This is a genomic window from Campylobacter sp. IFREMER_LSEM_CL2194 (genome assembly GCF_025771685.1).
Taxonomy (GTDB): Bacteria; Campylobacterota; Campylobacteria; order Campylobacterales; family Campylobacteraceae; genus Campylobacter_D.
The window spans coordinates 71,345-86,160 of sequence record NZ_JAKMQS010000006.1 but is presented as its reverse complement, the minus strand read 5'-3'; the positions used below and the strand labels follow the sequence as shown (position 1 = coordinate 86,160).

The following is a 14,816-nucleotide window of genomic DNA, read 5'->3' as shown; positions in this document are numbered from 1 at the left end:
ATATAAAGGAAAGATTATGTGTAAAGATTGTGGCTGTTCTATTAATGGACATGAACATCATCATGATCACCATCATGAAAATCCAGCTTTAAAAGATGAAAAAACTATTAATGTTATTAGTAAAATTTTATCAAAAAATGATCATCAAGCAGCTCATAATAGAGAGCATTTTAATGAGTATAATACTCTTTGTATTAATCTAATGAGTTCTCCAGGAAGCGGTAAAACAACACTTTTAGAAGAAACTATAAAAACTTTAAAAGATGATTTAAAAATAGCCGTGGTTGAAGGAGATTTAGAAACTAATAACGATGCAAATCGCATTATCAAAGCAGGAGGCTTAGCTCATCAAATCACCACAGGACAAACTTGCCATTTAGATGCTTTTATGGTGCATGAAGCTTTGCATCATTTCAAACTTAGTGAGCTTGATATAGTATTTGTTGAAAATGTGGGAAATTTAGTATGTCCTGCAAGTTATGATTTAGGCGAACATTTAAATGTAGTTTTACTTTCAGCAACAGAAGGTAGCGATAAGGTAGAAAAATATCCAGTGATGTTTAGAAAGGCTGATTTATTAGTCATTACTAAAGCCGATTTAGCTCAGCATTTTGACTTTGATTTTAAAGCAGCTTCTATGGCTGCTAAAAGACTAAATCCTAAAATAGATATTATGATTTTAGATAGCAAAACAAAAACAGGATTTGATCTTTGGATAAATTATCTAAAAATGAAAAAGGAGCTTAGCTAATGTGTCTTTCTATACCTTCTAAAATTTTAGAAATTGATGAGCTAAATTCAGCTATAGTAGAAACTTTAGGGGTTAAAAGAAGGGTGAGTTTAGACTTGATAAGCGAACCTTTAAAGGTAGGCGATTATGTGCTTATACATGTGGGTTTTGCTATGGAAAAAATCGACACTCAAGCTGCGCAAGAGAGTTTAAAAATTTATACTGATATAGCAGAGAAAATGCAAAATGGGCAAATTGATGAAAACGAAGGCGATATGGGGCTAAAAAATGGATTTAATTAATGATTTTAGAGATAAAGAAAGAATTTTAGCCCTAAAAGAACTTATTGCTTCTAAAATTACTAAGCCTATTAATATCATGGAAATTTGTGGTGGACATACGCATAGTATTATGAAATTTGGTTTGCCTGATTTATTACCCAAAGAAATTAATTTTGTTCATGGCCCAGGCTGTCCTGTGTGTGTTATGCCAAGAGAGCGTATTGATGTAGCTTTAAAGCTTGCAAGTATGCCAAATACTATCTTTTGTGTATTAGGTGATATGCTTAAAGTGCCAGGAAGTTATGAAAGCTTAATTGATCTTAGAGCTAAAGGAGCTGATGTTAGAGCGCTTTATACACCTTTGGATGTGATAGATATAGCCATAAAAAACCCTGAAAAAAATATAATCTTTTTTGCCATAGGTTTTGAGACAACTACACCTATGAGTGGGGTGATTATAGAAAAAAGTATAGCCTTAAATTTAAAAAATTTATTTTTTCATATTAATCATGTATTAGTTCCACCCGCAATAGAAGCTATCATGCAAGATGAAAATGTAAAAATTGACGCCTTTTTAGGACCTTCTCACGTAAGCGTTATCACAGGATCAAACATTTATGAACCTATTGCTAAAAAATACAAAACTCCTATAGCAGTGAGTGGTTTTGAGCCAGTTGATATAATGCTTAGTGTGTTAAATATAGTAGAGCAAATGAATGCAAATACTTTTGAAGTTTATAATGAATATCACAGAGTAGTTAGTAAAGAAGGAAATTTAAAAGCTAAGGCTTTAGTAGAAAAATACTTTAAACCTTGTGATTTTGAATTTAGAGGTCTTGGAGGGATTGTAAATGGGGGGCTTTGTTTAAAAGATGAATTTGCGCACTTAGATGCTAGTAAAGTGTTTGATTGTAAAGTGCAAAGTAAAGATGAGAGTAAAGCTTGTATTTGTGGTCAAATTTTAAGAGGTTTAGCTAAGCCTTATGATTGTAAGGTGTTTGCAAAAGCTTGCACTCCAAAAAATCCTATAGGTAGTTGTATGGTTTCTAGTGAAGGAGCTTGTGCGGCTTATTATAAATACTATCAAGATAAGGCATAAAATGAAACAAATTACTTTAGCCCATGGTGGTGGTGGCGAAGAAATGAATGCTTTGATAAATGAAATTTTTTCTATTTTTGAAAATGATGTTTTAAAAGAAGCAAATGATGCTGCTATTTTAGATGATCTGGCTTTTAGCACCGATTCTTTTGTACTAAATCCTATCTTTTTAAAAGATATAAATATAGGAAAATTAGCAGTTTGCGGTAGCGTAAATGATGTATTAATGGTGGGAGCAAAACCACTATATTTATCACTAGCTTTGATTTTAGAAGAGGGTTTTGAGCTAGAAAAATTAAAAATTATACTAAAATCTATAAAAGAAGAATGTGATAAAGCAGGAGTAAAACTAGTTTGCGGGGATACTAAAGTTGTTCCTAAAAATAAAGGCGATGAAATATATATTAATACTTCATGCATAGGTAAAAATATACAAAAAATCAATACCAAAGACTTAAAAAGTGGTTGTAGTATCTTAGTTTCAAGGGATATTGGAGCTCATGGTTGTGCGGTTTTGATTGAAAGAAATAATTTAGAGGCAAATATCCAAAGTGATTGTAAAAGCTTAAAAGATGAAGTTTTAACACTTTTAAATGCAGATATTTCTATAAAAGCAATGCGTGATGCTACGCGTGGTGGACTTAGTGCGGTTTTAAATGAATGGGCTAAATTAAGTAATTTAGAGCTTTTAATATATGAAGAAAAAATTCCAGTTTGTGATGAAGTTTTAGGGGTTTGTGAGCTTTTTGGATATGAGCCTTATGAGCTTGCAAATGAAGGAACTTTTATTATTTGTGTAGATAAAAAAGATGAGCAAAAAGCATTAGAAATTTTAAAACAATTTAATGCTAATGCAGCCATTATAGGTGAAATCACAGCTAATGAAAAAGCAAGAGTAGTTTTAGAAAATGCTTATGGAGCAAAACGCATTTTAGAGGCTCCAAAAGGCGAACTTTTGCCAAGAATTTGCTAATGCATGAGTTAAGTATTACAGAATCATTACTAGAGCTTTGCGAAGAATATGCTCAAGGAAAAATTATTGAAGAAGTGCATGTTAAAATAGGGCGCTTAAGTGGGGTTGAGCCTCCACTTTTACAAAGAAGCTTTGAAACTTTTAAAGAAAATAGTCCCTTATGTAAAAATGCTAAATTTATTATGCATATTCAAGAAGTAGTAGTTGAGTGTCAAAAATGCCATTTTAGTGGAGTGCTTGAAAATAATATCTTTTGGTGCCCAAAATGCGAAGATAAAGATTTAAAAATCATAGATGGAGAAGAACTTTATCTTATGCAACTTGTTTTAAAAGAAAACGAGGATTTAGAAAACAATGACAAATAAAGAAATCATTTTAGGTGCGGGTTGTTTTTGGTGTACTCAAGCTGTGTTTGATGAAATTAAAGGTGTAGTTTATACAGAAGTAGGTTATAGCGGTGGCAAGCCAAATCCAAGTTATGAAAGCGTGATAAATGGCGATGGAAATATAGAAGTAGCTAAGATAATTTATAATGAAAAACAAATTTCATTAGAAAAAATCTTAGAAATTTTTCTCAAAATGCATGATCCAACAAGCCTAGATAAACAAGGTGCTGATGAGGGGATGCAATATAGATCAGTTATTTTTTATCAAACTAATGAGGAGTTAAAAATCATTAGTGATTTTTTACAAAAAGTACAAAAATATTACACTAAAGCTATAGTTACGCAAGTTTTAAAATTAGAAAAATTTTATAAGGCTGAGGATTATCATCAAAAATATTTTAAAAATAATCCCAGCCAAGCTTATTGTAGATTTGTCATTACACCAAAGCTAGAAAAACTAGCAAATCATTCCTAGTTTTTCTTTTTAGAAATAGGGCAAACCCCAAGTGGACAAGCTTGTTTTCCACTAAGTACTCTTATAGGACAAACAGCAAAAATACCTGTTAATAAAGGAATTAAACCCAATAATCCCCACCAAGTTGAAAAATAAACTCCTAAAGAAAACGCCACTATGGCTAAAGCTATTCTTAGCACTCTTTCTAATTTACTCATAATTTCTCCTTTTTGTTGATATTATAAATAAATTTTAAAAGTATTTCTGTGATAAAGTTACAAAGAAATTAGTATTATTTTAGATCTTTCAAGTTTGATTTTACCTTCTTTTTCTAATTCTTTTAAAATTCTTGAAACGGCTTCTCTGGCGCTTCCTAAGTGATTAGCTAAAGCTTCATGGGTAATTTTTAAAGTATTGTTGCTAGCATTTTCTTTCAAAAAATCACAAATTCTAGAAGATAAAGGCATAAATAAAGCTTGTTCTAAAACTTTGATTAAGGTATTAAAACGCTTGGTGATTAAACTTAAAACATAATTATTAATTTTTGGATATTTTTCTTTTAAAATTTGAAAAGTTGAAGAGGGGATGATGGCTATACTTGTATTTTGAGTACTTTGTATAAAAACATCATAAGATATGCCATCCATATTACACTCAGAGCAAATAACGCATTCGTCATTTTCTTTAAGGTGAAAAAGTGTTATTTCTTTTGCATTTGGGGTTAAAATAAAAGCTCTAAGCTCACCTTTTAAAATTTTTATAAATCCTAAACATTTATCATTGACCTTAAAGTCTTTTTCGATGTTTATTATTTGTAAGTGCTCTTGTATAAGTTTGAGATCTTGTTTTTCTATTTCAAAACGAGAAAGAAAATTTTCCATGTTTTTAAATTTTAAAAGCCTATAAAAGGCTTTTAAATTTTAGTGGCAACCACAACCACCACATCCACAACTTTGACCAAAGAAGCTTTCTAAAGCTTGCATATTTGGAAGTTCTGTTACTTCATTTACTAATTCTTTATAAGCAACCACACCATCTTTAACTACAAACACTGCTCTAGCTAAAATTCCCTCAAGTGGACCATCAGCCATTAAAACACCATATTTTTCACCAAATTCTTTAGAAACAAAATCACTTGCAACAGTTAAATTATCTATACCTTCAGTTGAGCAAAAACGACCCATAGCAAATGGTAAGTCCATGCTAACTACGATTACTTCTACACCACTTGCTGCTGCTTTTTTATTAAATTCTCTAGCTTCAGTTGCACATACTGGAGTATCAAGGCTTGGCACGCTGATAATAATTTGAGTTTTGCCTTTTGGAGCAATTTCAACACCTGAAAGATCTTTAGCTTTTAAGGTGATATTTGGAGCCATATCGCCAACTTGGATGTTGTTTCCTTTTAGATTTACTTTATTTCCTTTGAATAATACACTATTCATTTTTTCTCCTTGAATGATTTTTATTAATCATAATATAAAAAGATTAATAAAGTCTTATTTTTGTTCTTCTTTGCACATACCTGCTTCGATTAGAAAACACGAGGGTTGATAATTGCTTTTTTTAATCTTGTCATATTTTGCATAGCTTAAGTATAAAGTATCCTTAGCTCTAGTTACAGCTACATAAAAAAGCCTTCTTTCTTCTTCCAAACTTCCACCCATGCTCATGAGTTTTTGATTAGGAAATCTTCCTTGTGCAAGATCAATTACAAATACAAGCTCAAACTCAAGCCCCTTACTAGCATGTATGCTTAAAAGATTAACACCACTACCGCTACTCATTTCACTAGCACCAAGAGTAAGAAAATTATAATATTTATAATTATCACTATAATTTTTAGCAAGTTCTTTTAATACAAATATTTTCGCATTGATTTTTTCTAAAATTTCATTTTTTTTATTTAAATCAACATTGGAGTTTTTATTAGTCGCTCTTTTGGTTGCTAAAATATCACAAATTTCTTTAAAATAATCATTTTCTAAGATCAAATTTACAAGCTGGGTTGAAACCTTACATTCACTTGCTTTTTTAATAAAAAGATAAATTTTTTCAAGATTTTTCGCACAAAACTCGTTGATTTTAGGTAGACTTAAAATAGGGTGGGTGTTAAATTCACTTTCTAAGTTAAACCTTGAAGGTGAGGCTAGCTCCTCAATATCATCAAAAAGTCCTAGTTGGTAACTTTGTTTTTTGTATTTTTTTAAACTCACATTACTATCAGGATTTAAAAAACCTTTAATCAAACTAGAATGTCCCAGCTTTAATAAAGCATCAAAAATATCTTTTGCTAAAACCCCACCAACTCCTTTGGTATATTCAAGTAAGTGTATAAAAGCCATGATATCTTTTGGATTAAGCACGATTGCAAGCATAGAACAAAAGTTTTTAACTTCCAAGCTTTCAAAAAAACTTCCCCCACCTTTTCTTTTGCTTGCTATACCAAGTTCTCTTAAGGCAACTTCTACTCCATCTGCGCTAGAATTGTTTCTAAAAATAACAGCGATTTCATCAAGATTAACTCCACTTTGTAAGATTATTTTTGCTATAGTAGAGTATTGATCAAATAATTCATTAAAAGTTAGCAAACTTGGCGCTTTAAAATCTCCTTCTCTAGTTACAATTAATTCTTTAGGATATAATCTTTCATTGTTTAAAATAACTTTATTAGCCAGCGCAAGTATATTTTTACTAGAGCGATAGTTTTTATTTAAAGTAAAAATATTTGCATCGATAAATCTATCTTTAAAACTTCCTATAATAGAAATATCAGCCCCATTAAAAGCATAAATACTTTGGTCATAATCCCCCACACAAAATAAACTTTTGCTTTTAAAAGCATCAATTAATGAACCTTGTAAAGTATTAGTATCTTGGTACTCATCTACTAAAATCTCATCAAATTCAAAATGATGTGAAGCTAAAACATGTTTTAATTTGATCAATAAATCATTAAAATCCACATAATTAAAACGTGCTTTTTCTTCTTCGTATTCTTTTAAAATATCTTCATAAATTTCAGCATAAACAGCTTGTTCATCATAATTTTGACAAAACCAATTATAAAATTCATCTAAATTTGCATTAGTATTTTGAAATAAAGAATACACATCATACAAATAACTTGGCATATAAGGTTTAGTGTCGCTTAAATGATGAAAAGTGCGTTTTTCAAAAATGGAACGTAAAAGAATTTTAAGCTCACTAGCAGGTTTTAAAATAATATCATAATTTAACTCTTTAAGTAGGGAATAAGCAGTGCTATGAAAAGTTCCTGCTGTGATTTTTGAAGTAATACTTTTATCAAAATACCTGCCAAGTCTTTCTATCATTTCTTTACTAGCTTTATTTGTAAAGGTTAAAAGCATAATTTTTTCAGGCTTTATACCATTTTGAAGTAAAAAGGCTATTCTTGCAACTATGGTTGAAGTTTTACCTGTGCCTGCACTTGCTATGATTAGATTGTGCCCAAAAGGAGCGCTAGCAGCTTTGTATTGTTCTTCATTTAAACGCGATAAGGGCATGAGCTTCCTAGTTTAAAATTATATTTTGTATATCATTAAAATAAAAATGATTAATACCATCTTTATATTCATAATAAAGCGTAAGTTTATGAGAATCTAAAATAGTCTTAACAATATATAATCCAAGTCCAAAACTATCTTTGTTTTTCTTTCCTTGCGTAAAGGCTTGAGTGTAGTATTTCAAGTCTTTATCTAAGGCTTTTCCTTTGTTTTTAAAGCAAAGATAATCTTTAGTTATTTCTATGGTAACGCAATTTTCATCAGAATATTTTGTCGCATTATCTATCATATTTTTCATCGCAGTAGTAAAAAGTTTAAAATCCACATTGACACTAAAACTTTCTTTGATACTAATTTTTACCTTTTCATCATCACTCATAGCTATATCTTTAGCTTCATCTAAAAGATCTAAAATATTGTATTTTTTTAAATTAATTAAACCAGCACCCGAAGTAATTTGTTCAATGGCTGCAAATTCATTAATCAAAATTTCCAAACGATTAAAAGCACCCACTAATCTTTCTTTATATTTGCTATCTTCAAGCATTTCTAAAGTAATTAAACCTTTAGTAATAGGTGTTTTTAACTCATGCATAATATTTCTTAAGAAAAATTGCCTTGAAGTGTTTAGTTTTTGAATTCTCAAAATAGACTCATAAAAGGCTGTTGCTACTTGAGAAATTTCATCATTGCCTTTACTGACATTTTGAATTTCATTGAGTTTATTTTCGCCAAATTTATCTATTTGTCTTTTTAAAGCTCTAAGTGGTTTTAATTTTCTAATGATAAAAATATATAAAATCAATAAAACCATTACAACTATACTAGCAATAAGCTTAATCACAAAATAACGATAACCTTGATATTCTAAATCTTTGTACAAATAAAGCTTACCATCAAAAATGATTTTTAAATATACATTATCTTCTAAAGTAATGATTTCAACTACACCTGTGCTAGTTTGAGCGCGTGCTATGGTTTCAGCTTTGTAGATGATTTTTCTTATAGAAGATGGGGTTGTTAGTTCTATCATTTTGTAATTTTTTGTTTGCTCATAAAATTCTTTTTCGCTAATTACATGGTTAAAATACAATAATCTTGCATTGGCTATAAAAGAATATTTCGCATTAAGCTCATTAGTGTAATTTTGCTGATCATATTTTATAAGCCATAAAAATGCCAAAATCACACTAACGCTAGCAAGCAAAAAAACAAAGGTTATGGTATAAAAAATTGATGATTTATTCATTGAGTTAATTTATACCCTATACCTCTGATTGAATGAATGTATTTTGGAGTTTTAGGATCATCTCCGATTTTTTGTCTGATTCTGCTAATGATTACATCTATACTTTTATTACTAGAATCTTCACTAATAGAGCTACAATTATACACAAGTTCTTCACGACTCACCACTCCACCTTCTTTTTTAATTAAATAACTCAAAATATCAAATTCAGCATTGGTAAAGCTAATTTCTTGATCTTTCATAGTGATAGTATGTTTATATTTATCATATACAAGATCTTTTTTAACTTGAGCTTGAGCAGTTTTTGTATTTGAAATTCTTCTTAAATGACTTTTAATCCTTGCTTGAAGCTCTTGAGGATTATATGGTTTTGGTAAATAATCATCTGCACCCAAATCAAGAGCTGCAACCTTATCGCTAATATCATGTCTTGCACTTGAAATGATAATGGGTGTATCATATTTTTTACGAATTTCCTCGCATACTTCAAGTCCATCAAGTCCAGGTAAGCTTAAATCTAAAATGATTAAATCATAAGGATTTAAAGCAAGTCTTGAAAGACCTATATAAGGTTCATGAGCAATATCTACTTTCATATCAAATTGCTCTAAATATTCAGCTATAATCTCTGCTAATTCTAAATCATCTTCTATCATTAAAATATTTGTCATTTTTTTCCTTTCTTAAAAAAGTAAAGCTCTAACCATACCGCCTCTATTAATCCAAATTTTAACATATTCTTTGCCTTTATTTAATTCTAAAGCCTTAGATAATTCTTTAAAATTTGAAACTTCATATTGATCAATACCTATAATAATATCACCTTGCTCAAAGCCTATTTTTTCTGCTTTTGATTTTGGAGTAACTTCAGTGATTAAAATACCACTAATATTTTCAGGTATGCGGTATTGCTGTTTATTTTTAGAATCAAGCTCTACTAATTTTAAACCATCAATATAACCTTTTTCATATTGTAGCGATTTTTCATCTGTTTTTAGCATAAATTTAACTATTTTAACTTTATTATCTCTTTCATAAGTTACCTCTATAGCTTGTTTTGGATCAATACTTCCTATATAATTTTTTAAATCCATAGGGCTTTTAATCACAGTTTTATCTACTTTTATAATCAAATCACCTCTTTTTAACCCTGCATTATAAGCTGCTGAGTCTTTTTGAACTTCTGTTATTAAAGCTCCTTCTTGATTAGTATAAGCTTTTTTAATATCTTGAGTTAAAGCTCCTATAACTACACCTAAATATCCTCTTTCTATTTTTCCATGCTCGATAAGTTTTTGTGCAATAGATTTTGCCATATTAGAAGGGATTGCAAAGCCTATACCATTATTTCCTCCACTTCTTGAAAGTATGGCTGAGTTTATCCCGACTAAAGCCCCTCTACTATCTACTAAAGCCCCACCTGAATTTCCAGGATTAATTGAAGCATCCGTTTGAATGAAATTTTCATATTGATTTAAACCTATATTGTTTTTATTTAAAGCTGAGATAATCCCACTTGTAACACTACTTCCAACACCAAAAGGATTACCCAAGGCAAATACTACATCACCTTCTAATAATTTATCCGAATCAGCAAAAATCACAGCAGGTAAGTTTTTTGCTTCTATTTTTATCACTGCTAAATCTGTTTTAGGATCAGCCCCGATTAATTTAGCTTTATATTCAGTGCTAGAATCAGGTAAATTTACAGTAATTTTTTCAGCATCTTCTATAACATGATTATTTGTTATAATATAACCATCGCTTGAAATAATTACACCAGATCCAAGCGAACTTACTACTTCTTTTTTATTTTTTTTACTTTTTGGAGCTTGTGGAAAATCAAAACCAAAAAATTGTTTAAAATAAGGATCATTGAAAAAATCATCAATCCCAAAGGAATTACTTTGAACGGTTTTAGAAGTTGAAATATTCACAACTGAATTTTTAACTTTTTGTATAGAATCATGATAAGAAAGTATAGTATTTTGATTATCAGTTGGTAAAGATCTTTTTACATTATCATCTGCTTGTTTAAAATCAATACTAGCACTAAAAAGACTAGTTGCTAATGCCAAAGAAAGAACCATAGTTTTTTTCATGTATTATCCTTTGTAAAATCAATTTACACAAGTATAAAATTTTATTTTTACGCAATTGTAAATAAAACCTTTAGTTTTAAAACTTATAAAACTTGATTGACTAAGACTAAAGTTTATGGTATAATCTTATAAAAAATAAGGAATAAAAAAATGAGTAATAGTTTATATGAAACACTAGGTGTTTCGCAAAATGCTAGCGCAGATGAAATAAAAAAAGCTTATAGAAAATTAGCAAGACAATACCACCCAGATATCAATAAAGAAGCAGGTGCTGAGGAAAAATTTAAAGAAATTAACGCCGCTTATGAAATTTTAAGTGATGAGAAAAAAAGAGCTCAATATGATAGATATGGTGATTCTATGTTTGGTGGGCAAAGTTTTCATGATTTTTCAAGAAATGCAGGCGGAGCTGATATTAATGATATTTTAAATAATATTTTTGGCGGAGGCTTTGGGAGTTTTGGCAGAGGCTTTAGCTCTAGTAATAATTTTAGAAGTGGTTTTGGGGGTTTTGGGGGTTTTGAAGAGGATTTAGACTTACAAGCAAGTGTTAAAATTCCTTTTGAAAAAGGAATTTTAGGTGGTGAACATACTATAAATATCAATAACGAACAAGTTAAAATCAAAATTCCACATGGTATAAAAGATGGCGAAAAGCTACGCATACGAGGTAAGGGAAAAAGCTTTCAAGGACAAAAAGGAGATTTGATTTTAAAGGTAGAGCTTGAAAAAAGTGATGAATACGAAAGAGAAGATGATGATTTATACAAAAAAGTTGAAATTAGCTTAAAAACAGCACTTTTTGGAGATAAAATCAGCATACATACCCCAAGAAAAGAAGTTAAAATCACCATACCACCAAATTCAAAAAACAATCAAAAAATCAGACTTAAAGGCTATGGGGTGCAAAATAGAAAAACAGATCTTTATGGAGATATGTATTTAATTTTAAATGTAAAAATACCTGATATTAATAGCCTTGATCCTGAATTTGTAAAAATTTTAGAAGAAAAATTACCTTAAAAGGAGTATGCAATGGAGCATAGTTATGATGAACCAGTGTATCTTATAAGTGTTGTTGCAAAGGTTTTAAGCATACACCCACAAACTCTAAGACAATATGAAAAAGAAGGTTTGGTTGAACCAAGTAGAACCGATGGCAAAATGAGACTTTATTCTCAAAAAGATATAGATAGAATCAAAATGATTTTACGCTTAACAAGAGATCTTGGAGTTAATTTAGCTGGTGTTGATGTGATTTTAAAACTAAAAACAAAAATTGATGAGTTTGAAAATACCATTGAAGAATTAAGATTAGAACTTGATAGAAGAGATAATCCTTCAAAATCAAGAGCAGTAGTAAAACACAGAAGCAATTTTGACTTAATTTTTTTAGAAAAAATAAAATAATAAAACATTACAAAAGGTTGGTGAGTGGATGCTTTTATAACTTTATTTTTAACTGCAGTAGCAGTTGCTGTCGTACTTAATGTTATACTTAAAAAATTTGGAATTCCAACCATTATAGGCTATATAGCTACAGGTTTATTTGTGCGTGAATTTTATGGTTTTAGCACGAATGAAATCATTATCCATGTGGCTGAGTTTGGTATAGTTTTTTTAATGTTTACCATAGGGCTTGAATTTTCATTTAAACATCTTTTAGCAATGAAAAAAGAAGTATTTTTAAATGGAAGTTTACAAATGCTAACTTGTGGCTTGGTTTGTACTTTACTTGTAACTTATATTTTAGGTATAGCAAACCATATAGCAATGATAGCAGGTTTTGCTCTAGCTTTATCTTCTACAGCTATAGTTTTAAAAATACTTAATGATAGTGGCGATATCAATGAAGAATATGGCCGAAAAGCTTTGGGAATTTTGCTTTTTCAAGATATTGCCGTAATACCACTGCTGTTAATGATTGATATATTTAGCTCTCAAAATGCTGATATTTCAAAGCTTTTATTTACAACCTTAGTCAGTGCTGTGATTTTACTTGTTTTGCTTTATTTTATAGGCAAATACCTTTTTACTTATGTTTTAAAATTTATCATTAAGACCAATGCAAATGAAATTTTCATCGCTACCATACTTTTTACCGTAATAGGGGCAAGCTTTTTAGCGCATTCTTTTGGTTTTTCATATTCACTTGGGGCATTCATAGCTGGAGCTTTGATAGCTGAAACTAAATATAAACATAAAATAGAAGCAGACTTGGTTCCTTTTAGGGATTTACTTTTAGGATTTTTCTTTATTAGTGTTGGCTTGCAAATTGATTTTCATATAGTTTTTGAAAATTGGTTTTTGATTTTTGTTTTTGTAAGTTTGGTGTTATTGATAAAATTTGTAGTAATTTATGGTCTTTTAATCCTTTATACAAGAAAAAGAGTAGCTTTAAAAACTGCTTTGAGTATTTCTCAAATTGGAGAATTTGCACTAGCGGTGTTTTCTCTAATGCAAGTAAATTCGCTTATAGATGAAAAAACAGCACAAATTTTTATTATAGTTTCTATCATCACTATGGTTGCAACACCTTTTATTTTAAATAATCTTAGAAAAATAGCCAACGCAGCCGAAGGTGAGCAAAATGATATGGCTAAATTTTATCTATGTGATCAAAAAATGAAAGATCATTTTATCATTTTTGGTTATACAAGATTGGGTCAAGAAGTAGTGCAAAAGATTAAAAAAACAGGTATTCCATATCTAGTTTTAGAAAGTGATTTAAATTTAGTTGAGCTTGGGCGTAGCAGAAATGAGAATGTTTTTTTTGCTAGTGTAGCGCAAGTAGAAACATTAAAAGTAGCTAATATAGAAGAATGCTCAGTTGCTATTATAACCATAAGCAATGAAGCTAAACTTGATATGCTCTATCAAGTGCTTTCTAATTTCAATAAACCCATACAAACGGTTTTAAAAACAAGTGGTACAGGCGCTAAGATCATTTTCCCACACACCGATAAACATTTACACATTGTAGATGCTGAAGCTTCAATAGCTAGAAATTTAGTACAAGAAGCATTACAATGTAGAATTAATACAAGTGCAGCAGAATGAAAAATGATGAAAAAGCTTTGAGAGTTAAATATGTAAGAGCTTTAGAAAAATTTACCAACTCTGCTGTGAATGCTTTAAAAAGGGAAGATTTTGATTTAACACTTTTTAGAGAAAGAATGCAAAAAAATGCTAAAATCTTTGAAAAAGTTCAAGCGGTGTTTTTGGATTCTACTTATACTAAAGCTTTAGAGCTTTTTGTAAATGAGTGTTTAGATGAAAGTTTAGATCAAAAAACCTTAGCTTCAAAAGCTAATGCTTTGTATAAGCTAAAAAATAATCAAAGTTATAAAAAAGACAAACATAAAATTAAATTTAAGGATGAATATTGATAAATGTAATTTTTGATATGGATGGCACGCTTATAGATAGTGCTAATGCTATAGTATGTGCGGTAAATGAAATAAGAGCGGATTTAAATTTAGAACCTTTAAAAAGAGAGTTTATTTTAGATACTATCAATACTCCTGGGCAAAATTATGCTAAGATTTTTTATGGGGTTGATACTTACTCACATACTAGTTTTAAAGAAGGTTATGAGAAATATTTTATTAAGCATTATGATCAAAGTGTGGTGCTTTTTGATGGTGTGCTTGAGGTTTTGGAATTTTGTAAAAAAAACGATTGTTATCTGGCTATAGCTACTAATGCACCTCAGGAAAGCTTGGTGCCTATTTTAAAAAAACAAAACATTCTTTCATATTTTGATAAAATACTAGGTGTTAGTTATGGTATAGAAGCTAAGCCTGATCCTATGATGCTAAGATTAATTGCAGATGAAGCAAAATATGAAAAAAGTATTTTTATAGGCGATAGTTTAAAAGACAGACTTTGTGCTAAAAATGCTAAGATGGATTATATACATATTTCTTGGCAAAAAGAAACTAAAGACTTAGATGAAGTTAACGATAAAACTACTTTAATAGAAAAAATTCAAACTCACATGAAAGGTTAAAAA

Annotated in this window: 18 protein-coding genes; 11 read left to right on the top strand and 7 right to left on the bottom strand. The window is 29.8% G+C overall.

The genetic code is table 11. The annotated features are described in order from the left end of the window. Window positions 1-16: 16 nt before the first annotated feature. From hypB to msrA, 6 genes are read left to right on the top strand one after another with little or no spacing between them, the layout of a single operon-like run. Window positions 17-751: a hydrogenase nickel incorporation protein HypB gene (hypB, locus tag L8V79_RS04415; protein WP_263702633.1), complete on the top strand. Its 735-nt coding sequence runs from the start codon at window positions 17-19 to the stop codon at window positions 749-751. After that, window positions 751-1,032 carry a HypC/HybG/HupF family hydrogenase formation chaperone gene (locus L8V79_RS04410; RefSeq protein WP_039618343.1) on the top strand — a complete coding sequence of 94 codons (282 nt, stop codon included), beginning with the start codon at window positions 751-753 and terminating at the stop codon, window positions 1,030-1,032. Before hypB ends, L8V79_RS04410 begins: the two co-directional genes overlap by 1 nt. Then, window positions 1,019-2,110, top strand: coding sequence for a hydrogenase formation protein HypD (gene hypD, locus L8V79_RS04405; protein ID WP_263702631.1), 1,092 nt, complete (start codon window positions 1,019-1,021; stop codon window positions 2,108-2,110). The genes L8V79_RS04410 and hypD overlap by 14 nt, the downstream gene beginning before the upstream one ends. 1 nt (window position 2,111) lies before the next feature. Further along, window positions 2,112-3,083: a hydrogenase expression/formation protein HypE gene (gene hypE, locus L8V79_RS04400; RefSeq protein ID WP_263702629.1), complete on the top strand. Its 972-nt coding sequence runs from the start codon at window positions 2,112-2,114 to the stop codon at window positions 3,081-3,083. Further along, complete coding sequence (locus L8V79_RS04395; RefSeq protein WP_039641489.1) at window positions 3,083-3,448, top strand: hydrogenase maturation nickel metallochaperone HypA; 366 nt, start codon at window positions 3,083-3,085, stop codon at window positions 3,446-3,448. The genes hypE and L8V79_RS04395 overlap by 1 nt, the downstream gene beginning before the upstream one ends. After that, complete coding sequence (gene msrA / locus L8V79_RS04390) at window positions 3,438-3,944, top strand: peptide-methionine (S)-S-oxide reductase MsrA (protein WP_263702625.1); 507 nt, start codon at window positions 3,438-3,440, stop codon at window positions 3,942-3,944. Before L8V79_RS04395 ends, msrA begins: the two co-directional genes overlap by 11 nt. On the opposite strand, the gene L8V79_RS04385 is transcribed toward msrA, so the two are convergent. From L8V79_RS04385 to L8V79_RS04355, 7 genes are read right to left on the bottom strand one after another with little or no spacing between them, the layout of a single operon-like run. Then, complete coding sequence (locus L8V79_RS04385; RefSeq protein ID WP_012661495.1) at window positions 3,941-4,141, bottom strand: DUF2892 domain-containing protein; 201 nt, start codon at window positions 4,139-4,141, stop codon at window positions 3,941-3,943. The genes msrA and L8V79_RS04385 overlap by 4 nt on opposite strands. Window positions 4,142-4,198: 57 nt before the next feature. Beyond that, entirely contained in the window at window positions 4,199-4,804 is a 606-nt protein-coding gene (locus L8V79_RS04380; protein WP_257404107.1) for a Crp/Fnr family transcriptional regulator, read from the bottom strand. A gap of 39 nt (window positions 4,805-4,843) precedes the next feature. Then, complete coding sequence (gene tpx, locus L8V79_RS04375) at window positions 4,844-5,368, bottom strand: thiol peroxidase (RefSeq protein WP_012661493.1); 525 nt, start codon at window positions 5,366-5,368, stop codon at window positions 4,844-4,846. Between the two features lie 54 nt (window positions 5,369-5,422). Next, window positions 5,423-7,450, bottom strand: coding sequence for an ATP-dependent helicase (locus tag L8V79_RS04370; protein WP_263702622.1), 2,028 nt, complete (start codon window positions 7,448-7,450; stop codon window positions 5,423-5,425). Window positions 7,451-7,457: 7 nt separating this feature from the next. Beyond that, on the bottom strand, window positions 7,458-8,699 hold the full coding sequence (locus tag L8V79_RS04365) for an ArsS family sensor histidine kinase (protein ID WP_087700579.1): 1,242 nt from the start codon (window positions 8,697-8,699) through the stop codon (window positions 7,458-7,460). Continuing rightward, window positions 8,696-9,370, bottom strand: coding sequence for a response regulator transcription factor (locus L8V79_RS04360; RefSeq protein WP_039626094.1), 675 nt, complete (start codon window positions 9,368-9,370; stop codon window positions 8,696-8,698). The genes L8V79_RS04365 and L8V79_RS04360 overlap by 4 nt, the downstream gene beginning before the upstream one ends. 12 nt (window positions 9,371-9,382) lie before the next feature. Then, on the bottom strand, window positions 9,383-10,801 hold the full coding sequence (locus L8V79_RS04355) for a DegQ family serine endoprotease (protein WP_263702620.1): 1,419 nt from the start codon (window positions 10,799-10,801) through the stop codon (window positions 9,383-9,385). Between the two features lie 150 nt (window positions 10,802-10,951). Between L8V79_RS04355 and L8V79_RS04350 the strand changes: the two genes are divergently transcribed. Genes L8V79_RS04350 through L8V79_RS04330 form a run of 5 tightly spaced genes read left to right on the top strand, consistent with a single transcriptional unit; the run spans window position 10,952 to window position 14,813 of the window. Continuing rightward, window positions 10,952-11,824: a J domain-containing protein gene (locus tag L8V79_RS04350; protein WP_263702619.1), complete on the top strand. Its 873-nt coding sequence runs from the start codon at window positions 10,952-10,954 to the stop codon at window positions 11,822-11,824. A 12-nt stretch (window positions 11,825-11,836) separates the two neighbouring features. Continuing rightward, complete coding sequence (locus L8V79_RS04345; RefSeq protein ID WP_039668403.1) at window positions 11,837-12,211, top strand: heat shock protein transcriptional repressor HspR; 375 nt, start codon at window positions 11,837-11,839, stop codon at window positions 12,209-12,211. Between the two features lie 24 nt (window positions 12,212-12,235). Next, a complete protein-coding gene (locus tag L8V79_RS04340) occupies window positions 12,236-13,861 on the top strand; it encodes a cation:proton antiporter (RefSeq protein WP_263663303.1) in 1,626 nt (541 codons plus the stop codon). Beyond that, the gene (locus tag L8V79_RS04335; RefSeq protein ID WP_263663304.1) at window positions 13,858-14,190 is read left to right on the top strand and encodes a hypothetical protein; all 333 of its coding nucleotides are present in this window, start codon (window positions 13,858-13,860) and stop codon (window positions 14,188-14,190) included. The genes L8V79_RS04340 and L8V79_RS04335 overlap by 4 nt, the downstream gene beginning before the upstream one ends. Next, complete coding sequence (locus tag L8V79_RS04330) at window positions 14,187-14,813, top strand: HAD family hydrolase (protein WP_263682262.1); 627 nt, start codon at window positions 14,187-14,189, stop codon at window positions 14,811-14,813. The genes L8V79_RS04335 and L8V79_RS04330 overlap by 4 nt, the downstream gene beginning before the upstream one ends. The last annotated feature ends 3 nt before the right edge of the window (window positions 14,814-14,816 follow it).